At 71.0% G+C, this 24,818-nt stretch carries 26 protein-coding genes and 5 tRNA genes; 11 read left to right on the top strand and 20 right to left on the bottom strand.

Features of this window, described 5'->3' with window-relative positions; genetic code table 11:
* Positions 1–2: 2 nt before the first annotated feature.
* Positions 3–1,700, bottom strand: a complete 1,698-nt coding sequence (locus ACZ4MF_RS20665; RefSeq protein ID WP_467493528.1) for a DAK2 domain-containing protein — start codon at positions 1,698–1,700, stop codon at positions 3–5.
* 257 nt (positions 1,701–1,957) lie between these two features.
* Between ACZ4MF_RS20665 and rpmB the strand changes: the two genes are divergently transcribed.
* Positions 1,958–2,143, top strand: a complete 186-nt coding sequence (gene rpmB / locus ACZ4MF_RS20660; protein WP_361630678.1) for a 50S ribosomal protein L28 — start codon at positions 1,958–1,960, stop codon at positions 2,141–2,143.
* 103 nt (positions 2,144–2,246) lie between these two features.
* Here rpmB and thiD read toward each other — a convergent pair whose 3' ends face one another.
* Together thiD and ACZ4MF_RS20650 are read right to left on the bottom strand one after the other, a co-directional pair.
* The gene (gene thiD, locus ACZ4MF_RS20655) at positions 2,247–3,038 is read right to left on the bottom strand and encodes a bifunctional hydroxymethylpyrimidine kinase/phosphomethylpyrimidine kinase (RefSeq protein ID WP_467493406.1); all 792 of its coding nucleotides are present in this window, start codon (positions 3,036–3,038) and stop codon (positions 2,247–2,249) included.
* On the bottom strand, positions 3,035–4,000 hold the full coding sequence (locus ACZ4MF_RS20650) for a thiamine-phosphate kinase (protein ID WP_071370695.1): 966 nt from the start codon (positions 3,998–4,000) through the stop codon (positions 3,035–3,037). The genes thiD and ACZ4MF_RS20650 overlap by 4 nt, the downstream gene beginning before the upstream one ends.
* 233 nt (positions 4,001–4,233) lie before the next feature.
* On the opposite strand from ACZ4MF_RS20650, the gene ACZ4MF_RS20645 reads away from it, so the two are divergent.
* Together ACZ4MF_RS20645 and ACZ4MF_RS20640 are read left to right on the top strand one after the other, a co-directional pair.
* Positions 4,234–4,467: an Lrp/AsnC family transcriptional regulator gene (locus ACZ4MF_RS20645; RefSeq protein WP_053137604.1), complete on the top strand. Its 234-nt coding sequence runs from the start codon at positions 4,234–4,236 to the stop codon at positions 4,465–4,467.
* Positions 4,468–4,487: 20 nt separating this feature from the next.
* Entirely contained in the window at positions 4,488–5,009 is a 522-nt protein-coding gene (locus tag ACZ4MF_RS20640) for a DUF3515 domain-containing protein (protein WP_467493405.1), read from the top strand.
* A 12-nt stretch (positions 5,010–5,021) separates the two neighbouring features.
* Here ACZ4MF_RS20640 and ACZ4MF_RS20635 read toward each other — a convergent pair whose 3' ends face one another.
* The 3 genes from ACZ4MF_RS20635 to ACZ4MF_RS20625 all read right to left on the bottom strand — a co-directional run bounded on the left by ACZ4MF_RS20635 (position 5,022) and on the right by ACZ4MF_RS20625 (position 8,056).
* Positions 5,022–6,179: a D-alanine--D-alanine ligase family protein gene (locus ACZ4MF_RS20635; RefSeq protein ID WP_362823229.1), complete on the bottom strand. Its 1,158-nt coding sequence runs from the start codon at positions 6,177–6,179 to the stop codon at positions 5,022–5,024.
* An 81-nt stretch (positions 6,180–6,260) separates the two neighbouring features.
* Positions 6,261–7,271 carry an NAD(P)H-dependent glycerol-3-phosphate dehydrogenase gene (locus tag ACZ4MF_RS20630; protein WP_467493404.1) on the bottom strand — a complete coding sequence of 337 codons (1,011 nt, stop codon included), beginning with the start codon at positions 7,269–7,271 and terminating at the stop codon, positions 6,261–6,263.
* Entirely contained in the window at positions 7,268–8,056 is a 789-nt protein-coding gene (locus ACZ4MF_RS20625; RefSeq protein ID WP_467493403.1) for a lysophospholipid acyltransferase family protein, read from the bottom strand. Before ACZ4MF_RS20625 ends, ACZ4MF_RS20630 begins: the two co-directional genes overlap by 4 nt.
* Positions 8,057–8,209: 153 nt before the next feature.
* Between ACZ4MF_RS20625 and cofC the strand changes: the two genes are divergently transcribed.
* Complete coding sequence (cofC, locus tag ACZ4MF_RS20620) at positions 8,210–8,845, top strand: 2-phospho-L-lactate guanylyltransferase (RefSeq protein ID WP_467493402.1); 636 nt, start codon at positions 8,210–8,212, stop codon at positions 8,843–8,845.
* Between the two features lie 10 nt (positions 8,846–8,855).
* Entirely contained in the window at positions 8,856–9,059 is a 204-nt protein-coding gene (locus ACZ4MF_RS20615; protein ID WP_071379653.1) for a hypothetical protein, read from the top strand.
* Positions 9,060–9,130: 71 nt separating this feature from the next.
* On the opposite strand, the gene ACZ4MF_RS20610 is transcribed toward ACZ4MF_RS20615, so the two are convergent.
* The 4 genes from ACZ4MF_RS20610 to leuC all read right to left on the bottom strand — a co-directional run bounded on the left by ACZ4MF_RS20610 (position 9,131) and on the right by leuC (position 12,442).
* Positions 9,131–9,781: an HU family DNA-binding protein gene (locus ACZ4MF_RS20610; RefSeq protein ID WP_467493401.1), complete on the bottom strand. Its 651-nt coding sequence runs from the start codon at positions 9,779–9,781 to the stop codon at positions 9,131–9,133.
* A gap of 136 nt (positions 9,782–9,917) precedes the next feature.
* The gene (locus ACZ4MF_RS20605) at positions 9,918–10,148 is read right to left on the bottom strand and encodes an SCO5555 family protein (protein ID WP_356024637.1); all 231 of its coding nucleotides are present in this window, start codon (positions 10,146–10,148) and stop codon (positions 9,918–9,920) included.
* 267 nt (positions 10,149–10,415) lie between these two features.
* On the bottom strand, positions 10,416–11,009 hold the full coding sequence (gene leuD / locus ACZ4MF_RS20600) for a 3-isopropylmalate dehydratase small subunit (protein WP_467493400.1): 594 nt from the start codon (positions 11,007–11,009) through the stop codon (positions 10,416–10,418).
* 5 nt (positions 11,010–11,014) lie between these two features.
* On the bottom strand, positions 11,015–12,442 hold the full coding sequence (gene leuC, locus ACZ4MF_RS20595) for a 3-isopropylmalate dehydratase large subunit (protein ID WP_467493399.1): 1,428 nt from the start codon (positions 12,440–12,442) through the stop codon (positions 11,015–11,017).
* 209 nt (positions 12,443–12,651) lie between these two features.
* Here leuC and ndgR point away from each other — a divergent pair, with 209 nt between their 5' ends.
* The gene (gene ndgR, locus ACZ4MF_RS20590; protein ID WP_009320373.1) at positions 12,652–13,368 is read left to right on the top strand and encodes an IclR family transcriptional regulator NdgR; all 717 of its coding nucleotides are present in this window, start codon (positions 12,652–12,654) and stop codon (positions 13,366–13,368) included.
* A gap of 91 nt (positions 13,369–13,459) precedes the next feature.
* Here the strand turns inward: ndgR and ACZ4MF_RS20585 are convergent, their stop codons facing one another.
* Positions 13,460–13,966, bottom strand: coding sequence for a DUF4188 domain-containing protein (locus ACZ4MF_RS20585; RefSeq protein ID WP_467493398.1), 507 nt, complete (start codon positions 13,964–13,966; stop codon positions 13,460–13,462).
* A gap of 86 nt (positions 13,967–14,052) precedes the next feature.
* On the opposite strand from ACZ4MF_RS20585, the gene ACZ4MF_RS20580 reads away from it, so the two are divergent.
* Entirely contained in the window at positions 14,053–14,697 is a 645-nt protein-coding gene (locus tag ACZ4MF_RS20580; protein ID WP_467493397.1) for a MerR family transcriptional regulator, read from the top strand.
* Between the two features lie 52 nt (positions 14,698–14,749).
* Here ACZ4MF_RS20580 and ACZ4MF_RS20575 read toward each other — a convergent pair.
* The 9 genes from ACZ4MF_RS20575 to ACZ4MF_RS20535 all read right to left on the bottom strand — a co-directional run bounded on the left by ACZ4MF_RS20575 (position 14,750) and on the right by ACZ4MF_RS20535 (position 18,750).
* A tRNA-Glu gene (locus tag ACZ4MF_RS20575) sits at positions 14,750–14,822 on the bottom strand.
* A 28-nt stretch (positions 14,823–14,850) separates the two neighbouring features.
* A tRNA-Gln gene (locus ACZ4MF_RS20570) sits at positions 14,851–14,922 on the bottom strand.
* 21 nt (positions 14,923–14,943) lie between these two features.
* Positions 14,944–15,016 (bottom strand) — tRNA-Glu (locus ACZ4MF_RS20565).
* Between the two features lie 29 nt (positions 15,017–15,045).
* Positions 15,046–15,118: transfer RNA gene (locus tag ACZ4MF_RS20560), tRNA-Glu, on the bottom strand.
* A gap of 21 nt (positions 15,119–15,139) precedes the next feature.
* A tRNA-Gln gene (locus ACZ4MF_RS20555) sits at positions 15,140–15,211 on the bottom strand.
* A 90-nt stretch (positions 15,212–15,301) separates the two neighbouring features.
* A complete protein-coding gene (locus tag ACZ4MF_RS20550; protein WP_467493396.1) occupies positions 15,302–16,045 on the bottom strand; it encodes an HAD family hydrolase in 744 nt (247 codons plus the stop codon).
* Positions 16,046–16,133: 88 nt separating this feature from the next.
* Positions 16,134–17,618, bottom strand: a complete 1,485-nt coding sequence (gene gltX / locus ACZ4MF_RS20545; RefSeq protein ID WP_467493395.1) for a glutamate--tRNA ligase — start codon at positions 17,616–17,618, stop codon at positions 16,134–16,136.
* On the bottom strand, positions 17,611–18,399 hold the full coding sequence (locus ACZ4MF_RS20540) for a fumarylacetoacetate hydrolase family protein (RefSeq protein ID WP_467493394.1): 789 nt from the start codon (positions 18,397–18,399) through the stop codon (positions 17,611–17,613). The genes gltX and ACZ4MF_RS20540 overlap by 8 nt, the downstream gene beginning before the upstream one ends.
* Before the next feature lie 162 nt (positions 18,400–18,561).
* Positions 18,562–18,750: a hypothetical protein gene (locus ACZ4MF_RS20535; protein WP_467493393.1), complete on the bottom strand. Its 189-nt coding sequence runs from the start codon at positions 18,748–18,750 to the stop codon at positions 18,562–18,564.
* Between the two features lie 570 nt (positions 18,751–19,320).
* On the opposite strand from ACZ4MF_RS20535, the gene ACZ4MF_RS20530 reads away from it, so the two are divergent.
* The 4 genes from ACZ4MF_RS20530 (at position 19,321) to ACZ4MF_RS20515 (ending at position 24,695) form a co-directional block, all read left to right on the top strand.
* Positions 19,321–23,205, top strand: a complete 3,885-nt coding sequence (locus ACZ4MF_RS20530) for a sensor histidine kinase (RefSeq protein WP_467493392.1) — start codon at positions 19,321–19,323, stop codon at positions 23,203–23,205.
* 9 nt (positions 23,206–23,214) lie between these two features.
* Positions 23,215–23,628, top strand: a complete 414-nt coding sequence (locus tag ACZ4MF_RS20525; RefSeq protein WP_003973453.1) for a roadblock/LC7 domain-containing protein — start codon at positions 23,215–23,217, stop codon at positions 23,626–23,628.
* 112 nt (positions 23,629–23,740) lie between these two features.
* Complete coding sequence (locus ACZ4MF_RS20520) at positions 23,741–24,139, top strand: DUF742 domain-containing protein (RefSeq protein WP_009190816.1); 399 nt, start codon at positions 23,741–23,743, stop codon at positions 24,137–24,139.
* Positions 24,120–24,695 (top strand): GTP-binding protein, encoded by a 576-nt coding sequence (locus ACZ4MF_RS20515; RefSeq protein ID WP_067301226.1) that lies wholly within the window; start codon positions 24,120–24,122, stop codon positions 24,693–24,695. Before ACZ4MF_RS20520 ends, ACZ4MF_RS20515 begins: the two co-directional genes overlap by 20 nt.
* The last annotated feature ends 123 nt before the right edge of the window (positions 24,696–24,818 follow it).

Raw genomic sequence — 24,818 nt, 5'->3', positions numbered from 1 at the left:
CCTCACTCCACACCGATGAGCAGCAGCGCGCCCTGCCGGCCGCCCCGGTACACCACGGTGTCGACGGCGAGGTAGGACTCCCGGACGCGGGCCTGGAGGTGCTCGGCGACGGTCTCGGGGGCCTCGTCGCCGACGACGAGGGTGACCAGCTCGCCGCCCGCCTGGAGCATGCGGTCGAGGACGGTGACGGCGGTGGCGGTGACGTCGGCGCCGATCACCGCCACGTCGCCGTCGATGAGTCCGAGGACGTCCCCGGCCTGGCAGATGCCGGCCGTCGTCCAGGACTCGTGCTCGGCGACGGCCACCTCGGCGTAGCGGGTGGCGCCCGCCGCCGAGGTCATCTGGACGACGTCCTCGTCGAAGCGGCGCCCCTGCTCGTGCACGGCGAGCGCGGCGATGCCCTGGACCGCCGAGCGGGTCGGGATCAGGGCCACGCGGATGCCCTCGGTGCGGGCCTGCTCGGCGGCCGCGGCGGCCGTGTGGCGCAGCTCGGCGTCGTTGGGCAGCAGGACGACCTCGCGCGCGTGGGCCCGCCGAAGGGCCTGCACCAGCTCCCCGCTGGCGGGCGGCTCCCCTGGGCGCGCGAGGACGGTGGTCGCGCCGGCCTCGGCGTACAGCCCGGCCAGACCCTCGCCGGGCACGACGGCGACGACGGCCCGCTGCACGCGCTCGCGTGGCGGTCGGCCGCGCCCGGTGTGCGCGTCCCCGAGCCCGAAGTGCGTGATCCGGATCCGGTACGGCCGTCCGGCCTCCACGCCCGCCTCCACGGCGGCACCGGCGTCGTCGACGTGCACGTGGACGTTCCACAGCCCGTCGCCGCCGACCACGACCAGGGAGTCGCCGAGCGCGTCGAGCCGTTCCCGGAGCCGGGCCACGGCGCCGTTCTCGGCCTCCAGCAGGTAGATCACCTCGTAGGCGGGCCCGTCCTCGCCGGGCCCGTCGTCACACGGCCCCGCCTCGCAAACGGCCGTTACGCGCGCGTGCCCCTGAGAAGCGGCAAGAGCCACCGGCACGTCCGGCACCGCCTCCCCCGTGAACGCCTCCACGAGCGCGCCGAGGACCGCCACGAGGCCGCGTCCGCCCGCGTCGACCACCCCGGCCCGGCCCAGCACCGCCAGCTGGCCCGGAGTGGCCGCCAGGGCCGCCCGCGCGCCCTCGTAGGCGGACCACGCGACCGCCCCGCAGTCGCCCTCGGCCCCCTCGGCGGCGTCGGCGGCGGCCGAGGCGACCGTCAGCACGGTGCCCTCGACCGGGTGGGCGACGGCCTGCCGGGCGGAGTCGGCGGCCTGCCGCAGCGCCCGCCCCAGCCCGGCGCCGTCGACGCGAGCGGCCTCGTCGTCCCGCGCGAGCACCTGGGCCATCCCCCGCAGCAGCTGCGCGAGGATCGTCCCGGAGTTGCCCTGGGCCCCGATGAGCGCGCCGTGGGCCATCGCGTGCACGGCGTCCGCGAGGGTCGGCTCCCCGGCGCCCGGACCGGGTCCGGACCCGGAGCCCGTCTCGTACCCGGCGAAGACGGCCTCCACGGTCGCGGCCGCCGATTCCAGGGTGAGGTAGAGGTTCGTGCCGGTGTCCCCGTCGGCCACGGGGTAGACGTTGATCGCGTCGATCTCCTCGCGTGCCCGGCCGAGTGCGCCGAGCGCCAGACCGCACCAGGTGCGCACCGCGAGAGCATCGAAGAATGTCTGCGGCACCTGCGCCACCTGCGCCTCCTTGAGCCGGCCGTACGTGGGACGCAGCGTAGACCCCGGGCCGGTGTCCGGCGGAAGAGGGCCGGGGGCGGGGGCCTGAGCTGCCATGGTAGTTTCGTTGTACGGACGCAGTCGTTGTATGCTGCTCCGGTTGCCCGATCCACATCGGGCCGTTCCCCTGGCAACGCCACTCAGATTCAGGTCGTACGATCTCGATCCCGGCATGCCGGGATTATCCGTAAGTGCATCTGAAGTCTTTGGAGTGACCCGTGGCTGCCAACTGCGACGTCTGCGGCAAGGGGCCGGGCTTCGGCAACAACATCTCGCACTCGCACCGCCGTACGCCCCGCCGCTGGAACCCGAACATCCAGCGTGTGCGTACCGTGGTCGGCGGGACGCCGAAGCGCGTGAACGCTTGCACCTCGTGCATCAAGGCCGGCAAGATCTCGCGCTGACGCACAGCTAAGCGCGCGGCCACTGCTGGTTCGCTGCACTGAGCCGGTCCACCTCACGGTGGGCCGGCTTTTTGCCGTAGTCGCGCTTGCCGCTCTCGCGAGATCACTCGGGCGACCTGAACCGCCAGCCGTGGTCCACCGGCCCGATCCCCGCTCCCAGCGCGAACCCGGCCGCGATCGCACCCGTGACGTACTCCTTGGCCGCCGTGACGGCCTCCGGCACGCTCCGCCCCTTCGCCAGGCCCGACGCGATGGCGGAGGCCAGCGTGCAGCCCGTGCCGTGCGTGTGCCGGTTGTCGTGGCGGGGCGCCCGCAGCCAGTGCTCCGCCGAGCCGTCCGTGAGCAGGTCGACGGCGTCTCCGGCCAGATGCCCGCCCTTGATCAGCACCCAGCGCGGCCCGTACTCCAGCACCGCCACCGCGGCCCGGCGCAGATCGTCCTCCGACTCGACGCGCACGCCTGTGAGTTGGGCCACCTCGTCGAGGTTCGGGGTCGCCACGGTGGCCGCCGGGAGCAGCTTCGTGCGCACGGAGTCCAGCGCGGAGGCGGCCAGCAGCGGGTCGCCATGCTTGGAGACGCCGACCGGGTCGACCACGGCCGGGGCGTCCGTGCCCAAGATCAATTCGGCGACCGTCTCGACCAGTTCCGCCGAGGACAGCATGCCGGTCTTCACGGCCTGGACGCCGATGTCGTCCACGACGCTGCGGTACTGGGCCCGCACCGCCGCCACCGGCAGCTCCCAGGCGCCCTGCACGCCCAGCGAGTTCTGCGCGGTCACGGCCGTGATCACGCTCATGCCGTGCACGCCGAGCGCCAGCATCGTCTTCAGGTCGGCCTGGATGCCGGCGCCGCCGCCGGAGTCGGAACCGGCCACCGTCAGTACGCGCGGGATCACGACTCGATGTCCCCGAAGTGGTCCCAGCCGCCCTTGCTGGTCCAGGGCGCCCCGTCGACGGTCACCTGGGGCAGCGCGGAGGGGTTGAGGACCTCTCCGATGACCTTCCAGCGGGCCGGCAGCTTGGTGTCCGGCGGGAAGGTCGCGACGATCGCGTGGTCCTCTCCCCCGCTCAGCACCCACTGGAGCGGGTCGACGCCGACGGCCTGACCGATGTCGTTCATCTGGGTCGGGATGTCGATCGCGCCGGAGCGGATGTCGATACGGACCTTGCTGGCCTCGGCGATGTGCCCGAGGTCGGCGATCAGCCCGTCGCTCACGTCGCACATCGCGGTCGCGCCGAGCCCGGCGGCCGCCGGGCCCGCGTGGTACGGCGGCTCGGGGCGGCGGTGGGCCTCGACGAAGGCGCGGGGGGAGCGGAAGCCGCGCGAGAGGACCGCGTAACCGGCCGCGGACCAGCCCAGCCAGCCCGTGACGGCCACCAGGTCGCCGGGCTGGGCTCCCGCGCGCGTGACGGGCTCCTGGTTGCGCAGATCGCCGAGCGCGGTGATCGACACCATGATCGTGTCGCCGCGTACGACGTCCCCGCCGACCACCGAGGCGCCGGCGACCTGGCACTCGTCGCGCAGGCCGTCCATCAGCTCGCTCGGCCAGGTCACCGGGAGTTCGGCGGGCACGACCAGGCCGAGCAGCAGCGCGGTCGGCACGGCGCCCATGGCGGCGATGTCGGCGAGGTTCTGGGCAGCCGCCTTGCGTCCCACGTCGTAGGCCGTGGACCAGTCGCGGCGGAAGTGCCGCCCCTCCAGCAGGATGTCGGTGCTCGCCACCACGCGCCGGTCGGGCGCGGCGACCACCGCGGCGTCGTCGCCGGGGCCGATCCGGACCGCCGGGGTGGTGGTGAGACGGGAGGTGAGCTCCCTGATGAGCCCGAACTCCCCGAGCTCACCAACAGTGCCCTTCATTTCCCTTGCTCCCCTTCTGTCCCTGGTCGCTGGTCGTGCCCAGTCGCGCGACATCAGTGTCCCCGATACGGTCGAGATGACCGTCGCCCGGTCGAGGTCGACCGTCAACCTCCGTCGCGCCTGCACCCTGGCGCGCAAGCCCGGTTCCCGCAGGTCTCCCCTCGGGGAGCGGCGACGCGATACCGTGGCGTTCCTTTTCCCCACATGATCCTCGTGGCCGCCCTGGAGGTTCCGTGGTACAGGCGTACATCCTGATCCAGACGGAGGTCGGCAAGGCGTCGACCGTCGCCGAGACGATCAGCAAGATCCCTGGAGTGATCCAGGCCGAGGACGTGACGGGTCCGTACGATGTCATCGTGCGCGCACAGTCCGACACGGTCGACGACCTCGGTCGGATGGTGGTCGCGAAAGTCCAGCAAGTGGACGGCATCACGCGCACCCTGACCTGTCCGGTCGTGCATCTGTAGCCCCCGTCTACGCTTGGCCGGTGAACATCTTCCGTCACCGGCCCCTCGGCCTGCTCGCGCCCGCGCTGCTGATCGCGGTCGCGGGCTGTTCCTCGGCAGACGACAGCGCCTCGGTGGCGGTTCCCACCCCCGACGCGAAGACGGCCCCGGTGTGCCGGGACCTGCACAAGGTGCTGCCGCAGAAGCTCGACGGACGGAGCCGTGACGACCCCGCACCCCGGTCCGCCTACACGGCGGGCTGGGGAGGCCCGGCGATCATACTGCGCTGCGGTGTCGTACGGCCGCCGAAGATGGTCGATCCGAAGGTGGCGGAAGGGGGGGACCCGGACGCGATCGCGGGCGGGGTGAACGGCGTCGACTGGCTGATGGAGAAGCAGGGCGACGGGACCTGGCGGTTCACGACGGCCAGCCGCGTGGCCTACGTGCAGATCAGCCTGCCCAAGGGGATGTCCGCGCAGGACGAGGGCACGGCGGTGCTCACGGACATCGCGCCGGCCGTGAAGAAGGCGATCCCGAGCGGGATCGCCTCCATGCGCGGGTGAACTGCGGGCTGCTCAGCGCAGCCCGGTCGGGCGGCGCAGCGCGGCCTGCACCAGGCGGTCGATCAGCTCGGGGTAGCCGACGCCCGTGGCCTGCCACATCTGCGGGTACATCGAGATCGGCGTGAAGCCGGGCAGGGTGTTGATCTCGTTGATCACGAACTCGCCGTCCTCGGTGAGGAAGAAGTCCGCGCGGACCAGCCCCTCGCAGGAGGCGGCCTCGAACGCCTCGACCGCGAGCCGCCGCACCTCGGCGGTCTCCGCGTCGGTGAGCGGCGCCGGGACGATGCCGGGCGTGGAGTCGATGTACTTGGCCTCGAAGTCGTAGTACGCGTGCGTGTCCGGCGGCGGGATCTCGGCCGGTACGGAGGCGCGCGGGCCGTCCTCGAACTCCAGGACGCCGCACTCGATCTCGCGGCCCCGCAGGGCGGCCTCGACGAGGATCTTCGGGTCGTGCTGCTGGGCGGTGGCGATCGCCTCGTCCAGGCCGGACAGGTCGTCGACCTTGGTGATGCCGATCGAGGAACCCGCGCGCGCGGGCTTCACGAACAGCGGCCAGCCGTGCTCGCCCGCGAAGTCGACGATCTTCTTGCGGGCGGCGGACTCGTCCTGCGCCCACTCACGGGGGCGGATCACCACGTAGGGGCCGACCTTGAGCCCGAAGGAGGTGAAGATCCGCTTCATGTACTCCTTGTCCTGGCCGACGGCCGAGGCGAGCACGCCGGCGCCCACGTACGGGACGCCGGACAGCTCCAGGAGGCCCTGAAGGGTGCCGTCCTCACCGTAGGGGCCGTGCAGCACCGGGAAGACCACGTCGACCTCGCCGAGCGCCTTGGGCACGGAGCCGGGCTCGCTGTAGACGACTTCGCGGTTCGCGGGGTCGACGGGGAGCACCACGCCGCCCTCGTGCGACTCCGCCAGCTCCTCGACGTCGGGGGTGCGGCGGTCGGTGATGGCCATCCGCTCCGGCTCGTCGGCGGTGAGGGCCCACCGGCCGTCCCGGGTGATGCCGATCGGCAGGACGTCGTACTTGGTCCGGTCGATGGCCTTGAGGACGGCGCCGGCGGTGACCACGGAGATCCCGTGTTCGGAGCTGCGCCCGCCGAACACGACGGCCACGCGCGGCTTGCGCGACGGCTGCTCAGGGCTCTGGGGAAGGTTCTCGGTGCTCATATCGGGTTGAGAGTACCCGGTGGTAGAGCCCGGATACAGCGTCGACTCCGCCCGGGAACGAACAGAGACGGGCGCGTTCGCTCAGCGTCGTTCGGGCTTCGCGCTGCGCGACATCAGCTCCTTGACGGCGACCACGGGCGACTTGCCCTCGTGCACGATGGCGACGACCGTCTCGGTGATCGGCATGTCGACACCGTGCCGGCGGGCCAGATCCAGCACGGACTCGCAGGACTTGACGCCCTCGGCGGTCTGCTTGGTGACCGCGATGGTCTCCTGGAGGGTCATGCCCTTGCCGAGGTTGGTGCCGAAGGTGTGGTTGCGGGACAGCGGCGAGGAGCAGGTGGCCACCAGGTCGCCGAGGCCCGCGAGGCCGGCGAAGGTCAGCGGGTCGGCGCCGAGCGCGACCCCGAGCCGCGCGGTCTCGGCGAGGCCGCGCGTGATCAGCGAGCCCTTGGCGTTGTCGCCGAGCCCCATGCCGTCCGCGATGCCGACGGCGAGCCCGATGACGTTCTTCACGGCACCGCCGAGCTCGCAGCCCACCACGTCGGTCTCGGTGTACGGCCGGAAGTACGGCGTGTGGCAGGCGGCCTGGAGGCGCCGGGCGACGGCCTCGTCGGCGCAGGCGACCACGGCGGCGGCCGGCATGCGGGCGGCGATCTCCCGGGCCAGGTTGGGCCCGGTGACGACGGCGATGCGCTCGGCACCGACCTTGGCGACGTCCTCGACGACCTCGCTCATCCGCATGGCGGAGCCGAGTTCGACGCCCTTCATGAGGGACACGAGCACGGTGCCCGGGGCGAGCAGCGGGGCCCATTCGGCCAGGTTCTCGCGCATCGTCTGGGAGGGGATCGCGAGGACCGTGAAGTCCGCGTCCCGCAGGGCCTCGGCCGCGTCGGCGGTGGCGCGCAGGTTCTCCGGGAGTTCGACTCCGGGCAGGTAGTCGGGGTTCGTCCGGGTCGAGTTGACCGCCTCGGCCAGCGCCGGGCGGCGGGCCCACAGGGTCACCTCGCAGCCCGCGTCGGCGAGGACCATGCCGAAGGCGGTGCCCCATGAGCCGGTGCCCATGACCGCCGCCTTTACCGCCTTGCTCACTTGCCCTGCCCCTCCGGTTCCTTGTCCTGCGTGTGTGCTTCGGTCTGTGCCTGCGCCTGTGTGCGGCGCCGCTGTTCGATCCTCTCGTGGCGCGGGTCGTAGGGCGTCTCGGGCGCCTTCTCGCCGCGGATCTCCTCCAGCTGGCGGGTGACGGCCGCCATGATGACCTCGGTGGCCTCCTTCAGCAGGTCCGGGGTCATCTCCTTGTCGTAGAAGCGCGAGAGGTCCACGGGCGGGCCCGCGAGCACGTGATGGGTCTTGCGCGGAAGGAGGTTCGGCTTCTTGGCGTACGGCGGCAGCAGTTCGTTGACGCCCCACTGGGCGACCGGGATGACCGGGCACTTGGTCTGCAGGGCCACGCGCGCGGCGCCCGTCTTGCCGGTCATGGGCCAGCCGTTCGGGTCGCGGGTGAGGGTGCCCTCGGGGTAGAAGGCGACGCACTCGCCGCGCTCCACGGCGTCGATCGCGGCCCGGAAGGCGCTGAGCGCGTCGGTGGACTCGCGATAGACGGGGATCTGCCCGGTACCGCGCATGGCGGCGCCGATGAATCCCGTCTTGAAAAGGCCGCTCTTCGCCAGGAATCGCGGAACCCGTCCGGTGTTGTACTGATAGTGCGCGTACGCGAAGGGGTCCACGTGGGAATTGTGGTTCACCGCGGTGATAAATCCGCCCTCGGCCGGAATGTGCTCCATTCCGCGCCAGTCACGCTTGATCAGAACCACCAGCGGCGGTTTGCAGATCACCGCGGCGAAGCGGTACCAGAAGCCGATTCTGCGGCGGGGCACAAGGACACCTTCCTCTAGGCATGCCACCTCGGCGGGGGCCGCACAAGTGTCGCCCCGGGCCGCCGGTCTGTCGAGAACACCGTACGCCCCGCCCTGCGTGTCCTCGGATACAGCGGGTGACAATGAGCGCGACAAGAGAGGGACGGTACGCCGGTGCAGTGGACCTTGGTCATCCCGCTGAAGCCCCTGGTGCGGGCCAAGAGCAGGCTCTCGGACACGGCCGCGGACGGGGTGCGCCCGGGGCTGGCCCTCGCGTTCGCGCAGGACACGGTGGCCGCGGCGCTGGCGTGCGCGGCCGTCGCGGGTGTGGCGGTCGTCACGGACGACGAGCGGGCCGGACGGGAGCTGGCGGCGCTGGGCGCGCGGATCGTCCCGGACACCCCCGCGGACGGCCTGAACGCCGCCCTGGCGCACGGCGCGGCGGCGGTACGCGCAATTCGCCCCGGAGCGGCGGTGGCGGCCCTGAACGCCGATCTGCCGGCGCTGCGCCCGCGGGAACTGGCGCGGGTACTGGACGCCGCCGCGGAATTCCCCCGTGCCTTTCTCGCGGATGCGGCGGCAATCGGCACGACACTGCTGGCGGCGGGGCCGGAACAGGAATTGCAGCCGGCGTTCGGCATCGATTCCCGCAACCGCCACCGGGCCACGGGCGCGCGGGAACTCACGCCGGCCGGGGTGGATTCGGTACGACAGGACGTGGACACCGGGGACGATCTGCGCGCGGCGCTGGCCCTCGGGGTGGGCCCGTACACGGCTGCCGCCGCGGCGGGCCTGCTGAGCGCCCCGTAGGCTGAACTCCATGCAGGCCACCGCATACACCTACGACCCCGAGACCCGCAGCGGACAGGTGCTGCTCGACGACGGCACCCCCGTGCCGTACGACACCGCGGCGTTCGACGCCGGCGGGCTGCGGCTGCTGCGGCCCGGGCAGCGGGTGCGGATCGAGACCGAGGGCCGCGGGGACGCCCTGCGGATCACGCTCGTCACGCTGCAGACGCTGTAACCGTCCCCGCACACGCCGCGGGCCGGGCTCCCCTGGGGAGTCCGGCCCGGCGCGTGAGTGCCCTGGAGACCTTACGACGCCTTGCGCGCGGTGGTCTTCTTCGCCGTGGTCTTGCGAGCCGTCGACTTCTTGGCCGGCGCCTTCTTCGCGGTGACCTTCTTGGCCGGGGCCTTCTTGGCGGCGGTCTTCTTCGCGGCGGCCGTGGTCTTCTTCGCCGCCGCCGTGGTCTTCTTGGCGGTCGTCTTCTTCGCCGTGGTCTTCTTCGCGGCGGCCGTCGTCTTCTTCGCCGCCGCCGTCGTCTTCTTGGCGGTCGTCTTCTTCGCCGTGACCTTCTTCGCGGCCGCCTTGGTGGCCTTCTTCGCCGCGGCCTTCTTGATCGCCGTGCCGCCGGTCAGGCTGCCCTTGGGCGCCTTCTTCACGGCGACCTCGCCGCCGCGCGGGAGCTTCTTCGAGCCGCTCACCAGGTCCTTGAAGCCCTGGCCCGCGCGGAAGCGCGGCACGGAGGTCTTCTTGACCCGAACCCGCTCGCCCGTCTGGGGGTTGCGGGCGTAGCGGGCGGGGCGGTCCACCTTCTCGAAGGACCCGAAGCCGGTGACCGAGACCCGCTCGCCCGCGACGACCGCGCGGACGATGGCGTCCAGGACATGATCGACAGCCTCGGCCGCCTGCTGGCGGCCACCCATCTTGTCGGCAATCGCTTCTACGAGCTGCGCCTTGTTCACGTCTTCCCCTTCGGAGACATCGCCAGAACGAAAGTGTTCAAGCTTTTTCGCACGTTAGGCAGATATATACCGCAAATCAAACACGAAACGGGCTTATCACCCTTGTGCCGCAACGGATTCGGCGCTCCCAAGCTGCTCAGTGGTCCTCTTCGGGGATCCGCCCCGCGTCGAGGTCCGCGTTGAACCGCTCGAGCCGCCTTGCCGCAGCGGCGAGATCGTGCTTGGCCGCGGCCGTAATGACCAGCAGCTTCCGGGTCAGCGCCATCCGTACGCCCTCCGGGACTTGCAGTGCGCGCACCCTTGCGTGCGCTTCCTTGAGCTGGTTCGCGACCGCCGTATAGAGCTGGAGTTGGCCGTCGTGTCCCATGCACAGATTGTGCCATCTGGGGCGAGTTGTCGCCTGCGCAGGGTGTAACTGCCGCCTCAAATGGCCTTCCAGGCACTTGCGGAGGCCGCGATCATTGCACTCACCTACCCCGGCAACACCCTTCCTAACGTGGCAAGTTGAGGGCAGCGTAAGAGGTGCGCAGGTCCGATCGGGTGCAGACATGGCTGTACCCCCAATCGTGGCGATCGGGGGTACAGGCGGGGTGTTGCGGTGGCCGAAATCAGCCCTGGGGATCAGGGCCGGCGATCAGGCCTGGAGCGTGCGCGGCTTGTAGGTCGGCCGCTTGGCCTCGTAGGCGGCGATGTCGGCGTCGTTCCGGAGCGTGATGGAGATGTCGTCCAGGCCGTTCAGCAGGCGCCAGCGGGAGTTCTCGTCCAGCTCGAAGGAGGCGGTGACGCCCTCGGCGCGCACCTCACGGTTCTCCAGGTCGACGGTGATCTCGGCCTGCGGGTCCGACTCGACGAGCTCCCACAGCGCGTCCACGACCTTCTGGTCCAGAACCACCGTGAGCAGGCCGTTCTTCAGCGAGTTGCCCCGGAAGATGTCCGCGAAACGGGACGAGATCACGGTCTTGAAGCCGTAGTTCTGCAGGGCCCAGACGGCGTGCTCGCGGGAGGAGCCGGTGCCGAAGTCGGGGCCGGCGACCAGGACGGACGCACCCTGCCGCTCGGGACGGTTGAGCACGAACTCGGGATCCTTGCGCCAGGCCTCGAACAGCCCGTCCTCGAACCCGTCCCGGGTCACCTTCTTGAGCCAGTGAGCAGGGATGATCTGGTCGGTGTCGACGTTGCTGCGGCGCAGCGGGACGGCCCGGCCGGTGTGGGTGGTGAAGGCTTCCATGGTTCTCAGACTCCAGCGGGCGCGGGGGTGTCGGCGGACAGGTCGGCGGGCGAGGCGAGGTGCCCCAGGACGGCGGTGGCGGCCGCGACCTGCGGCGACACCAGGTGCGTACGGCCGCCCTTGCCCTGCCGGCCCTCGAAGTTGCGGTTGGAGGTGGACGCGGAGCGCTCACCCGGGGCCAGCTGGTCGGGGTTCATGCCGAGGCACATCGAACAGCCCGCGTGCCGCCATTCGGCGCCGGCCTCCTTGAAGACCACGTCCAGGCCCTCGGAGACGGCCTGCAGACCCACCCGCGCGGAGCCCGGGACGACCAGCATCCGTACACCGTCGGCGACTTTGCGGCCCTTGAGGAGCTCGGCGGCGGCGCGCAGGTCCTCGATGCGGCCGTTGGTGCAGGAGCCTACGAAGACGGTGTCCACCTCGATGGAGCGCAGCGGCTGGCCGGCCGCCAACCCCATGTATTCCAGGGCCTTTTCGGCGGCCAGGCGCTCCGATGCGTCTTCGTACGAAGCCGGGTCGGGGACGGACGCCGAAAGCGGCGCGCCCTGGCCGGGGTTGGTGCCCCAGGTGACGAACGGCGACAGCTCGGCGGCGTCGATGACGACCTCGGCGTCGAAGACCGCGTCGTCGTCGGTGCGCAGGGTCCTCCAGTACGCGAGGGCGGCGTCCCAGTCCGCGCCCTCGGGGGCGTGGGCGCGGCCCTTGAGGTACGCGAAGGTGGTCTCGTCGGGGGCGATCATGCCCGCGCGGGCGCCGGCCTCGATCGACATGTTGCAGATGGTCATCCGGGCTTCCATCGAGAGCTCCTCGATGGCGGAGCCGCGGTACTCCAGGATGTAGCCCTGGCCGCCGCCCGTGCCGATCCTGGCGATGATCGCCAGGATCAGGTCCTTGGCGGTGACGCCCTCGGGCAGTTCGCCCTCGACCGTGATCGCCATGGTCTTCGGGCGGGCCAGCGGCAGCGTCTGGGTGGCCAGCACGTGCTCGACCTGGGAGGTGCCGATGCCGAACGCCAGCGCGCCGAAGGCGCCGTGCGTGGAGGTGTGCGAGTCGCCGCAGACGACCGTCGTACCGGGCTGCGTCAGACCGAGCTGCGGGCCGACGACGTGCACGACGCCCTGCTCGACGTCGCCCAGCGGGTGCAGCCGCACCCCGAACTCGGCGCAGTTCTTGCGCAGCGTCTCCAGCTGGGCACGGGAGACGGGGTCCGCGATGGGCTTGTCGATGTCGAGGGTCGGGGTGTTGTGATCCTCGGTCGCGATGGTGAGGTCGAGACGGCGCACCTGGCGACCGCTCTTGCGCAGTCCGTCGAAGGCCTGCGGGCTGGTCACCTCGTGCAGGAGGTGCAGATCGATGTAGAGGAGGTCGGGCTCGCCCTCGGCGCGCCGGACGACGTGGTCGTCCCAGACCTTCTCCGCGAGTGTCCTACCCATCGCTTTCCCTCCGGCCGGCAGACGTGCGCCGGCCCAACTAGAGATCCTGAGGATGCGGCGGCTGCCCTTGCGAGGGCCCCTGAAAGTCGTGATTCCGGGCGTCCGCCACCGGGCCCGTTGGTCCGCGGGCCGCCTGTGTGTTTCCAGAGTGGCGCGTTCCACGGAAAATTGAACTTGCGTTTCACAGAGTGAGACGTGAGTATCGTTGCATGGACAACAGTAGCGGCGTCGGCGTTCTGGACAAGGCGGCCCTCGTCCTGAGCGCTCTGGAGTCCGGTCCGGCCACCCTCGCGGGTCTGGTCGGGGCCACCGGACTGGCACGACCCACGGCCCACCGCCTGGCCGTGGCCCTGGAACACCACCGCATGGTGGCACGCGACATGCAGGGCCGTTTCATTCTCGGCCCGCGCCTCGCGGAACTGGCGGCGGCGGCCGGCGAGGACCGCCTGCTCGCCACGGCCGGCCCCGTGCTCACCCACCTCCGCGACGTCACGGGCGAGAGCGCGCAGCTCTACCGGCGCCAGGGCGACATGCGCATCTGCGTGGCCGCGGCGGAACGGCTGTCCGGCCTTCGGGACACCGTTCCGGTGGGCTCCACGCTCACGATGAAGGCCGGTTCCTCGGCGCAGATCCTCATGGCCTGGGAGGAGCCCGAGCGGCTGCACCGAGGCCTGCAGGGCGCCCGCTTCACGGCGACGGCCCTGTCGGGCGTACGGCGCCGCGGCTGGGCCCAGTCCATCGGCGAGCGCGAGCCGGGCGTCGCATCCGTCTCCGCGCCCGTGCGCGGCCCCTCCAACCGCGTGGTGGCCGCCGTGTCCGTCTCGGGCCCGATCGAGCGCCTGACGCGCCACCCCGGCCGGATGCACGCACAGGCGGTCATCGACGCCGCCGCCCGCCTCTCCGAGGCCCTGCGCCGCTCGGGCTGAGCGGGCGCCGTCCGGGGACACGTCCGGGGACGCCGGGGAGGGCCTGCCCCAACGCCGCGGCAGGCCCTCCCCGATCCCCCGATCCCCCCGGTCAGCCGGTCTTCTCCGCGACCGGCACCCCCTTCGACCGGTAGGCGAACCGGTCCTTCGCGTACCGGCCCCGCCGCTCCAGCGGGACCTGCCCGTGCGCCGCGGCCAGCCCGAACGCGGGCATGTCGCCGTAGATCGCCTCGTACGACCCCTCGGGCACGACGTACGACTCGTGCCAGATGCCGACCTGCCCGCGCAGCTTCCCGTCCCGCTCCTTGCGGTTGAGGCGCGCCCAGGCCTTGTGATGGAAGGCGTCCGACGCCGTCGCGTAGGCGTACAGCCGGTCCTTGGACTCCCAGTACTGCACGACGTAGTACGTGCGCGGCGAGGCCGTCAGCAGGACGTGGCTGAGCAGACCGCGCTCGGGCTCCTTCCGCAGATCCCGCAGCATGCGGAGCATCGCGAGCATCACCGGCAGCCAGAGGTGCACCGCCCAGAAGCGGTTGATCCGCATGCCGATCAGCAGGACGACGACCTCGCCCTTCGCGTCAGCGGTCGTTCGGTTCATCCTGACCACTCCCCCTTCGTTGGTGAGCGAAGCTATCCAAGTAGCAATGCTTGGATAGTGCCGTTATCCGAGAAGGAGCGCAAGAGATGCGGCTGGCCGAACTGAGCGAACAGAGCGGTGTGTCCACGGCGACGATCAAGTACTACCTGCGCGAAGGGCTGTTGCCGCCGGGCCGCCAGATCAACGCCACGACGGCCGAGTACGACGAGGAGCATCTGCGCCGGCTGCGGCTGGTGCGGGCGATGATCCAGGTGGGCCGGGTGCCGGTGGCGAAGGTGCGCGAGGTGCTCGGGCACGTGGACGACGACTCCCTGCCCCGCACGATCCGCCTGGGCGCGGCACTGTGGGCGCTGCCGCAGGTGCCGGAGCCGGACGCGGAGGACGAGTACGTCCAGGCCGCGCACCGGGAGGTCGGCGCGCTCCTGGAGCAGCTCGGCTGGACGAACGCCAAGCAGCTCACGACCCTCTCGCCCGCGTACCGCTCGCTGGTGGTGGCCGTGGCCGCGTTCCGCCGGATCGGCTACACCTTCGGCACCGAACTGCTCGTTCCGTACGCCGAGTTGATGTACCGGACAGCCGTCCTCGACCTGGACAACATGGAGGCGTATCCGTCGCAGGCGGAGCGGGTCGAGTTCGCGATCCTGGGGGCCGTCCTCAACGAGCCGGTACTGCAGGCACTGCACCGGCTGGCCCAGGAGGAGGAGACGGCACGGCGGTACGGCTTCGAGTAGCCGGCGTCGGACACGACGAAGGCCCTCCGCCGAAGCGAAGGGCCTTCTCCTGTACCCCCGACCGGATTCGAACCGGCGCTACCGCCTTGAGAGGGCGGCGTGCTAGGCCGCTACACAACGGGGGCGTGGACACTGCGTTTCCGCAGGTCCGAGCTGGTCTACCTGGACTCGAACCAAGACTAACTGAACCAGAATCAGTCGTGCTGCCAATTACACCATAGACCAATGATGGTTTAGACCAGTCAGTACCCCCGACCGGATTCGAACCGGCGCTACCGCCTTGAGAGGGCGGCGTGCTAGGCCGCTACACAACGGGGGCCCTAGCGATCCCGACGAGATCGAGATCAGTACCCCCGACCGGATTCGAACCGGCGCTACTGCCTTGAGAGGGCAGCGTGCTAGGCCGCTACACAACGGGGGCTTTGCAGATGAGCTCTGCGAGCTGGCCTACCTGGACTCGAACCAAGACTAACTGAACCAGAATCAGTCGTGCTGCCAATTACACCATAGGCCACTGGAACTCAACCCCCTGTGGGGTTCTCGTTCTAGCTTGCTCCTCGGGGCTCCGGCCTTTCGGCCCGCTCCCCTCGGCGCAGGAAGAACATTACCCGAAGGTGGACGGGGCTCCAAAACGGGTATCCGCGCGGACGAGCGCGGGGAGTTCGGCGAGGGTCGTGATCCGGTGAACGGCGCCGTGCCCGACCGCTTCGCCGGCCGGCTGCTCAGCGGCCCCACCGCGGTCGATCCACACCGACACCAGCCCGGCCTCGGCGGCACCCCGTCCGTCGATCTCCGGGTGGTCGCCGACGTACGCCACCTCGTGCGGGGGCAGCGCGAGGGCCTCGCAGGCCGCGCGGAAGGCCCCGGGCTCCGGCTTGGAGACGCCCAGCTCGGCGGCGCACAGGACGGCCTCGAAGCGGTCGCGGATGCCGAGGGTGCGCAGCTTGTGCTCCTGGACCGTGCTGCTGGAGTTGGACAGCACCGCGTGCCGGTGACTGGCCGAGAGGGCCTCCAGGGCGGGCAGGACGTCCGGGAAGAGGCTCCAGGCGGCCTCGTAGTGCCTTATGTACCGCTGGAACCAGGCGTCGGCCTCGTCGTCGGTCAGGTCCGCGGCGAGGAACACACGCACGCGGTCGCGCCGCTGGTCCTGGAAGCCGCGCTCCCCCGCCGCGAACCGCGCCCACTGCTGGTCGGTGACCTCCCGCCATCGGGCCAGGGCCGCCTCGGCACCGCCGTACCCGTCGAACAGCCCCTCGGCCACCAGATGCGCCCGCATGCCCTGCCGGTCCGCGGTCGTGTAGTCGAAGAGGGTGTCGTCGACGTCCCAGACAACGGCTCTGATCGTCATGATCCGAACCTATCCCGTGAGGAACGCGACAGGGGCGGCATCCGGGAACTTCCGGATGCCGCCCCCGCGGATACGGCGGTGGCGACGGTTACGCGGCGAGCTTGGCCAGTGCCGCGTCGATGCGGGCCAGCGTCTTCTCCTTGCCCAGGACTTCCAGGGACTCGAAGAGCGGCAGGCCGACGGTGCGGCCGGTGACGGCGACGCGGACCGGGGCCTGGGCCTTGCCGAGCTTGAGGCCGTACACCTCGCCGGCGGCCAGGACGGCCTCCTTCAGGGACTCGGCGGAGGTCCAGTCCGCCGACTCCAGCTTCTCGCGGGCCGTGCGCAGCACGGCGTCGGAGCCCTCCTTCATCGCCTTCTGCCAGCTGGCCTCGTCCTCGACCGGCTCGGCGAGGAACAGGAAGTCGACGTTGTCGGTGATCTCGGAGAGCACCTTGAGGCGGGTCTGCGCGTGCGGGGCGATCGCCGCCCACTTCGCCTCGTCGAAGTCCTCGGGCGCCCAGGGGGCGAACGGGGCCTGCAGCCAGGGGGCGCAGCGGCTGGTGAACTCCTTCACATCCAGCATGCGGATGTGGTCGGCGTTGATCGCCTCGCACTTCTTCAGGTCGAAGCGCGCCGGGTTGGGGTTCACGTCGGAGATGTCGAAGGCCGCGACCATCTCCTCGATCGTGAAGATGTCCTTGTCCGCGGAGAGCGACCAGCCCAGCAGGGACAGGTAGTTGAGAAGGCCCTCGGGCAGGAAGCCCCGGTCCCGGTAGAGGTTGAGGGACGACTCCGGGTCGCGCTTGGAGAGCTTCTTGTTGCCCTCGCCCATCACGTACGGCAGGTGGCCGAAGGCCGGGGTCCGCTTCGCGATGCCCAGCTCGATCAGCGCCTTGTACAGCGCGATCTGGCGCGGGGTGGAGGAGAGCAGGTCCTCGCCGCGCAGGACGTGGGTGATCTCCATCAGGGCGTCGTCGACCGGGTTGACCAGGGTGTACAGCGGGGCGCCGTTCGCGCGGACGATGCCGTAGTCCGGCACGTTCTCCGGCGTGAAGGTCAGCTCGCCGCGGACCAGGTCGGTGAAGGTGATCGTCTCGTCCGGCATCCGGAAGCGGACGATCGCGCTGCGGCCCTGGGCCCGGTACTCCTCGACCTGCGCGGGGGTGAGGTCGCGGCAGTGGCCGTCGTAGCCGGACGGCCTGCCGGCGGCGCGGGCGGCCTCGCGGCGGGAGTCCAGCTCCTCCTGGGAGCAGTAGCAGTGGTAGGCGTGACCGGCGTCCAGCAGCTTCTGCACGACGTCCTTGTAGAGGTCCATGCGCTGCGACTGGCGGTACGGCGCGTGCGGGCCGCCGATCTCGGGGCCCTCGTCCCAGTCGAAGCCGAGCCAGCGCATCGCGTCGAGCAACTGGTCGTACGACTCCTCGGAGTCGCGGGCCGCGTCGGTGTCCTCGATGCGGAAGACCAGAGTGCCCTGGTGGTGCCGGGCGAACGCCCAGTTGAACAGGGCGGTGCGGACCAGGCCCACATGCGGGTTACCGGTGGGCGAGGGGCAGAAACGGACGCGTACGGGGGAGCCGGGTGCGCTAGCCACGCTTGACAACCTTGTTGGTGAGTGTGCCGATGCCTTCGATGGTGACGGCGACCTCGTCGCCGACGTTCAGGGGGCCGACCCCCGCGGGGGTGCCGGTGAGGATGACGTCGCCGGGGAGCAGGGTCATGGCCTCGGAGATGTTGACGACCAGGTCCTCGATGGGGTGGATCATCTCGCTCGTGCGGCCGAGCTGGCGCTGCTCGCCGTTGACCGTGCACTGGACGGTCAGGTCGTTCGCGCGCGCGAGGTCCAGGTCCGTCTCCACCCAGGGGCCGAGCGGGCAGGAGGTGTCGAAGCCCTTGGCCCGGGCCCACTGCTTCTCGCGCTTCTGCACGTCGCGGGCGGTGACGTCGTTCGCGCAGGTGTAGCCGAAGATCACGTCCTTGACGCGCTCGCGCGGCACCTCGCGGCACATGCGGCCGATGACGACGGCCAGCTCGGCCTCGTGGTGCAGTTCCTCGGAGAAGGGCGGGTACTGGATGTCGTCGCCGGAGGCGATCATCGAGGTGCTCGGCTTGAAGAAGGCGAACGGCGCGTCCGGGACCTCGTTGCCCAGCTCCTTCGCGTGGTCCGCGTAGTTGCGGCCGAAGGCCACGATCTTGTTGCCGATGACCGGGGGCAGGAGCCTGACCTTGCTCAGCGGGACCTTGACACCGCTGAGCTCGAAGTCGACGCCGTAGGGAATGCCCTTGATGATGTCCAGGACGAGCTCGTCCTGCTTGTCGCCCTCGACCACGCCGAAGGCGACGTTCCCGTCGATGGAGAACCTGGCGATGCGCACGGGATCCTTGCGCCCCTCACAGTTGAGAACCGGCGTGCTGACGCCCCAGGTTAACCGGTCGAGGGGTCGGATTCCTCCCGGAAATGCCTTCCGCCGAATTCCCCGGTGCCCGGAATTCGGCGGAATAGGTGAGTGGCCGCGCGGCCGCTCCGCGCCCGTCGGCTACTCTGCGGCCGCCGCCTGGGCCGGGACGTCCACCAGGACGGTGCGCCGCGGGTTGGCCGTGTGGACCGGAAGGTCGACAGAGTGCTCCGGCAGTTCGGCGGTCTGCAGTTCGCCGGCGTCCTTGAGGTGCGCCAGGGTCGTGCGCCGAGGATTAGCGATCTTGTGGAACATCATCGTCGTCTTCACCGTTGTCGTCCTGTGGCCTCTGGTCGAGTGGGTTTGCAGAGTCGTCACCCTTGTAAAGCGTCAGGCTAAACATCCAATTCCCCGCCCACGGCGCCAACTGCCCCTGTGGCGCATGTGAGTTTCCTCACGGCGTCGCGGACAAAGCGGTCAAATCGCTTCACCAATCCGGCCTTACGAAACGGACATTGACCATCTGAAGCCCTCATTCCGCTCCTGATCATGGCGACTGGGACACCTGGCGCCGACCGACAACTCGCCTGGTTTCACCCGTTATGCACGGGATAAGCTTCCACGTCAGGTGACATGGCACTCACAGCCCGTCACCGAGGTCACGGCTCGGTCCACGGCCCTTGTTGGAGATCCGGCACTGTGCTGGAATTCCACGGACCGCCGCAGGATCGAGCCGGCGCACAGGCGGCGCGACGCAGCGCCGAGTGGCGGCGAGACAGGGGGAACCAGCGCCGGTCACTCAAGACCATCGGGGGACGTTTTCAGGGCGCTCCCCACAACGCCGACACCGTGTCCCTCCGCTCGCGCGGAGGGGTGCCTGGTCCAGAGGTTGCGACGCTAGTGCAGGGACGTTTCAAGAGGGATGGCAGCGCTTCGGCGGAGCCGGAGCTGCACGACGGGACTGCTCCCATGAAGGGCGGCTCCTCCTCCCAGCACGCCCAGAACCAGGGCCTGGCCCCGTCCGGTGACGGCGGTGAGCGCGGCGGGCGGCCCGGCGGCCCGTCGGGTCCGACCTCCTCGACCGCTTCCGCCTCCCCCGGCGGCTCCGCGGCCACCACCCCGACCGTCAAGCCCGTCAAGGGCACCACCGGCCCCGGTTCGCGCATGGCCCTGCGCAACTGGCGCATCTCCACGCGTCTGGTCTCGCTGCTCGCCCTCCCCGTGGTCGCGGCGACCTCGCTGGGCGCGCTGCGCATCGACCAGAACATCAACGACATCCAGCAGCTCGACAACATGAAGCTGCTGACGGACATGACCAAGCAGGCCACGGAGCTGGCGGCCGCGCTCCAGGAGGAGCGCGACCAGTCGGCCGGTCCGATGTCGCACGGTCTGAAGGCCACCGACTACACGGTCAAGGGCTACCAGGAGAAGACCGACCGGGCCCGCGAGAACTTCCTCAACGCCTCCGAGCAGATCGACGCGGCCAGCAAGGACGGCCAGCTCCAGGGCGTCCGCGACGCGCTCGTCGGCCTCGCCAACCAGCTGGACGACCTGGCCAAGATCCGCCGGTCCGCCTACCAGTCGCCGGGCAACTCGACCCAGACCATCGAGTCCTACCACCGCCTGATCACCCAGCTGATCTCGCTGTCCCAGGACATGGCCGAGGCGTCCAGCAACCCGGAGATGATCTCGCGCACCCGCGCCCTGGCGGCCTTCTCCACCGCCAAGGAGTACGCCTCCGTCGAGCGCGCGACCATCGCCGCCGCGCTGCCCTCGACCACCGCCTCCAAGGGCGACCTCTCCGAGAACGACCGGCTCTACGGCCAGTCGGCGTTCCAGAGCGAGAACTCCGAGCTGGCGATCTTCCGCAAGATCTACTCCAGCCAGAACGCCGAGGAACTCCTCAAGCCGATCGACGCGGGCAACCCGACGATCGAGTCCGCCGACACCTACGCCAAGCGCGCCTTCGAGTCCGCCAGCGGTATGCAGCAGCTACCGGCGCGGTCGTACCGCGACTGGGTGGACGACAGCTCGACCAAGATCGAGCAGATGAAGAAGATCGAGCACACGCTGCTGGAGGAGATGGAGCAGAAGGCCCGCGAGCTGAAGAGCGCCACCCAGCAGGACGCCATCATCTCCGGTGCGCTGATCCTGCTCGTGCTCGGCGTCTCGCTGGTCGGCGCGTTCGTCGTGGCCCGCTCCATGATCCGCTCGCTGCGCCGGCTCCAGGAGACCGCGACCAAGGTCGCCCAGGACCGCCTGCCCGAGCTGGTCAAGCAGCTCTCCGAGTCCGACCCGCAGGACGTCGACACCTCCGTCGAGTCCGTCGGTGTGCACTCCAAGGACGAGATCGGCCAGGTGGCCGCGGCCTTCGACGACGTGCACCGCGAGGCGGTCCGCCTCGCCGCCGAGCAGGCCCTGCTCCGGGGCAACGTCAACGCGATGTTCACCAACCTCTCGCGTCGTTCCCAGGGCCTCATCCAGCGTCAGCTCTCGCTCATCTCCGAACTGGAGTCCCGCGAGGCCGACCCGGACCAGCTGTCCTCGCTGTTCAAGCTCGACCACCTCGCCACGCGTATGCGCCGTAACGGCGAGAACCTCCTCGTCCTCGCGGGCGAGGAGCCCGGCCGCCGCTGGACCCGCCCGGTCCCGCTGGTCGACGTGCTCCGCGCCGCCGCGTCCGAGGTGGAGCAGTACGAGCGCATCGAGCTGGCGTCCGTGCCGACGACCGAGGTCGCCGGCCGCGTCGTCAACGACCTCGTGCACCTGCTCGCCGAGCTGCTGGAGAACGCGACCTCGTTCTCCTCGCCGCAGACCAAGGTCAAGGTCACCGGTCATGCGCTGCCCGACGGCCGCGTGCTGATCGAGATCCACGACACCGGTATCGGCCTGTCCCCCGAGGACCTCGCGGCGATCAACGAGCGGCTCGCCTCGCCGCCCACCGTGGACGTCTCCGTCTCCCGCCGCATGGGCCTGTTCGTGGTCGGCCGGCTCTCGCAGCGGCACGGCATCCGCATCCAGCTGCGCCCGTCCGACTCCGGTGGTACGACCGCGCTGGTCATGCTGCCCGTGGACGTGGCCCAGGGCGGCAAGAAGCCCGCCCCGGGCAAGCCGGGCGCGCCCGGTGGCTCCGGCGGTCCCGCCGCCGCGCAGGCCGCCGCGGGTGCGGCCGCGGCCCGGCGGCAGGCCGGCAACGGCGGTGCCCTCGGCGGCGCTCCGGCCGGCGGCGGTCTGCTCGGTTCCGGTCCCGCCCCGCGCGGTCAGGTCGGCGTCGGCCAGGGTCCCCGGGCCGCGCTGCCCGGCGGAGGCCAGGGCGGCCGTCCCGGTGTGCCGGGCGGAGCGCGCGGCCCGCAGGGCGGTGCCGGTGCGTTCGGCGGCCCCGGCGGTCCGCAGCAGGGCCGGGCGGTCCCCACGGGTTCCACCGCGGGCGGCTTCGGCGCCCAGGCGCCGGGCGCCCCGCAGAACCTCCAGGCCGCGAACCCGGCCGGGCCGCAGCAGGACGCCTTCGGCGGCCGCGGCCCGCAGCACCCCGCCGCCCCCGCCGACCAGGGCCGTCAGCCCCAGCTGCCGCCGCGCGGCGGGCCGCGGGCCGAGCTGCCCGGCGCCGAGCCGCAGCAGCCGCGCACGCCGAGCTGGAGCGACTCCGGTGCCCCGCTGTCGCGTGCCTCGCTGGACGCCCCGCGCGGCCACGACGAGCAGGACCCGGCGCACACCGCGCGCATACCGCGCGTCGACGACCGCCAGGGTCCGGGGGCGACCGCGGAGATACCGGCGATACCCGCGTTCGACGACCACGGTCCGTCCGCCACGGGCGAGTTCCCGCGCCCCGGAGTGAACGGCTTCGACGGCTCCCAGCACACGGGCCAGTTCCCCCGGCCCGACGCCCCCCAGCAGCCCGGCCGGTTCGCCCCCCCGGACAACCCGCAGCAGACCGGGCAGTTCGCCCGGCCCGAGGCCCCGCAGCTGCCGGGCCGGTTCGACGGCCCCGCCGACCAGCCGGACGACGGGCAGTTCGTCCGCTCCGACGTCTTCGGCAGCCCGGCGCCCGCGCGGCCGGACGACAGCCGGCGCGACGGCGGCCGGTACGCGGCCCCGCAGGCCTACGACGGCGGCTTCGACGGCAGCTCGACCGGGCAGCACGCGCTGCCCGGACAGCAGCAGAACCCGGCGCACACCGGCCAGTTCGAGCGCCCGCAGCCGCCCGTCCGGAACGACTTCGGCACCCCGCGCCCGCCGGTCCAGCAGCAGCCGCAGCAGCAGCAACCGTCGCGGCCGGTGCAGCGCGAGCCGGAGGCCCTGCCGCCGGCCAGCGGTCCCATGGACGGCCGTACGCCGCTGTACGACACGCTGGAGACCAACTGGTTCCACGGCGGTCCGCAGGACGGCGCGGCCGCACCGCAGCAGCCGCAGGCTCCCGCCCCGGCTCCGCAGCACGGTGCGAACGCGGGCGGCGGCAACGGCGCCAACGGCACCGGCAACGGCTCGACCACCGGCTCCTGGCGCACCTCGCCGAACGACGACCTCGTCCGGCAGGCCGAACGTGTGCGGCAGCCCGCCGCGGGCGGTATCACCACCTCCGGCCTGCCGCGCCGGGTGCCCCGGGCGAACCTCGTCCCGGGCACGGCTCAGCAGCAACAGCACCAGGCCGGTCCGCAGATCTCGCGTGCGCCTGACGACGTACGCGGACGGCTGACCAATCTCCGTCGGGGTATCGCTCAGGGCCGTCAGGCCGGCAGCGGCCAGACCGGCAGCTACCCGAGCCCCACTCACCAGCAGGAGCGTTAGTTGAGTCCGATGAGCCAGGCGGCACAGAACCTGAACTGGTTGATCACCAACTTCGTGGACAACACCCCCGGGGTGTCGCACACGGTGGTGGTCTCCGCCGACGGCCTTCTGCTGGCGATGTCCGAAGGCTTCCCGCGGGACCGCGCCGACCAGCTCGCGGCCGTCGCCTCGGGGCTCACCTCGCTGACCGCCGGGGCGTCCCGGATCTTCGAGGGCGGCAACGTGGCACAGACGGTCGTCGAGATGGAGCGGGGGTTCCTCTTCCTGATGTCCGTCTCGGACGGGTCGTCCCTCGCGGTCCTGGCCCACCCGGAGTGCGACATCGGTCTCGTCGGCTACGAGATGGCACTGCTCGTCGACCGCGCAGGGGCGGTACTCACCCCGGATCTGCGCGCCGAACTCCAAGGCAGTCTGCTCCACTGACCGCCCCCGGCACCACCCACCTCACCAAACCACCGTCCGGCCGACACAATCCCCCCACCGGCCCCCGACAGACGGCTTGACCGACCGACCTGCTGTCCCGCCCGGAGGATTCATGACCCCGCCCACCGCCCATCACGATCCGTACGCGGAACCGTACGGGGACGAGGGCGACCAGCCACTGGTCCGTCCGTACGCGATGACCGGCGGCCGGACGCGGCCCCGCTATCAGCTCGCCATCGAGGCGCTGATCAGCACGACGGCCGACCCGGCAGCGCTCATGGGGCTGCTCCCGGAGCACCAGCGCATCTGCCACCTGTGCCGTGAGGTCAAGTCGGTCGCGGAGGTCTCCGCGCTGCTGGCCATGCCGCTCGGGGTGGCCCGGATCCTGGTGGCCGACCTCGCCGAGGCCGGTCTGGTCGCCATCCACCAGCCCGGTGGCGACGAGAACAACGGTGGCGCTCCGGACGTGACGCTGCTCGAAAGGGTGCTCAGTGGACTTCGCAAGCTCTGACGCGGGCCGGGCCACCACCTCCGCCAAGATCGTGGTGGCGGGCGGCTTCGGCGTGGGCAAGACCACGTTCGTCGGCGCCGTCTCGGAGATCAACCCGCTGCGCACCGAGGCCGTCATGACGTCCGCCAGCGCGGGCATCGACGACCTCACCCACACCGGGGACAAGACGACGACCACCGTCGCCATGGACTTCGGCCGTATCACCCTCGACCAGGACCTGATCCTGTACCTGTTCGGCACGCCGGGCCAGGACCGTTTCTGGTTCATGTGGGACGACCTGGTGCGCGGTGCGATCGGCGCGGTGGTGCTCGTGGACACCCGGCGCCTCGCCGACTGCTTCCCGGCCGTCGACTACTTCGAGAACAGCGGGCTGCCGTTCGTCATCGCCCTCAACGGCTTCGACGGCCAGCAGCCCTACACGCCCGACGAGGTGCGCGAGGCGCTCCAGATCGGGCCGGACGCCCCGATCATCACGACGGACGCCCGCCATCGCGCGGACGCGAAGTCGGCGTTGATCACGCTGGTCGAGCACGCGCTGATGGCCCGCCTGCGGTAGCACAAGTGCTGGTCAGCACGTGCATACGTGCTCAAGTACGACGTGCCGTACGGCAGTTGTCGTAATCGGACCGGAGCCGGCTGTGGCCTTTGACACGGTCGGCTCCGGTGTTCATAACAGTTC

The organism is Streptomyces sp. NPDC025793, from assembly GCF_055558375.1.
The sequence above is the reverse complement of the archived record's forward strand: the minus strand, read 5'-3'. Positions and strand labels throughout refer to the sequence as shown.

What these genes read in the sequence shown, in the direction of transcription:
- ACZ4MF_RS20615 (WP_071379653.1), top strand. Translation starts at nt 8,856, where the DNA reads ATGCAGGCCACCGCATACACCTACGACCCCGAGACCCGCAGCGGACAG.
- leuC (WP_467493399.1), bottom strand. Translation starts at nt 12,442, where the DNA reads ATGGGTAGGACACTCGCGGAGAAGGTCTGGGACGACCACGTCGTCCGG.
- ACZ4MF_RS20650 (WP_071370695.1), bottom strand. Translation starts at nt 4,000, where the DNA reads ATGAAGGGCACTGTTGGTGAGCTCGGGGAGTTCGGGCTCATCAGGGAG.
- ACZ4MF_RS20635 (WP_362823229.1), bottom strand. Translation starts at nt 6,179, where the DNA reads ATGAGCACCGAGAACCTTCCCCAGAGCCCTGAGCAGCCGTCGCGCAAG.
- ACZ4MF_RS20585 (WP_467493398.1), bottom strand. Translation starts at nt 13,966, where the DNA reads ATGAACCGAACGACCGCTGACGCGAAGGGCGAGGTCGTCGTCCTGCTG.
- ACZ4MF_RS20550 (WP_467493396.1), bottom strand. Translation starts at nt 16,045, where the DNA reads ATGACGATCAGAGCCGTTGTCTGGGACGTCGACGACACCCTCTTCGAC.
- ACZ4MF_RS20605 (WP_356024637.1), bottom strand. Translation starts at nt 10,148, where the DNA reads ATGGGACACGACGGCCAACTCCAGCTCTATACGGCGGTCGCGAACCAG.
- leuD (WP_467493400.1), bottom strand. Translation starts at nt 11,009, where the DNA reads ATGGAAGCCTTCACCACCCACACCGGCCGGGCCGTCCCGCTGCGCCGC.
- ACZ4MF_RS20580 (WP_467493397.1), top strand. Translation starts at nt 14,053, where the DNA reads ATGCGGCTGGCCGAACTGAGCGAACAGAGCGGTGTGTCCACGGCGACG.
- ndgR (WP_009320373.1), top strand. Translation starts at nt 12,652, where the DNA reads ATGGACAACAGTAGCGGCGTCGGCGTTCTGGACAAGGCGGCCCTCGTC.
- ACZ4MF_RS20525 (WP_003973453.1), top strand. Translation starts at nt 23,215, where the DNA reads ATGAGCCAGGCGGCACAGAACCTGAACTGGTTGATCACCAACTTCGTG.
- ACZ4MF_RS20520 (WP_009190816.1), top strand. Translation starts at nt 23,741, where the DNA reads ATGACCCCGCCCACCGCCCATCACGATCCGTACGCGGAACCGTACGGG.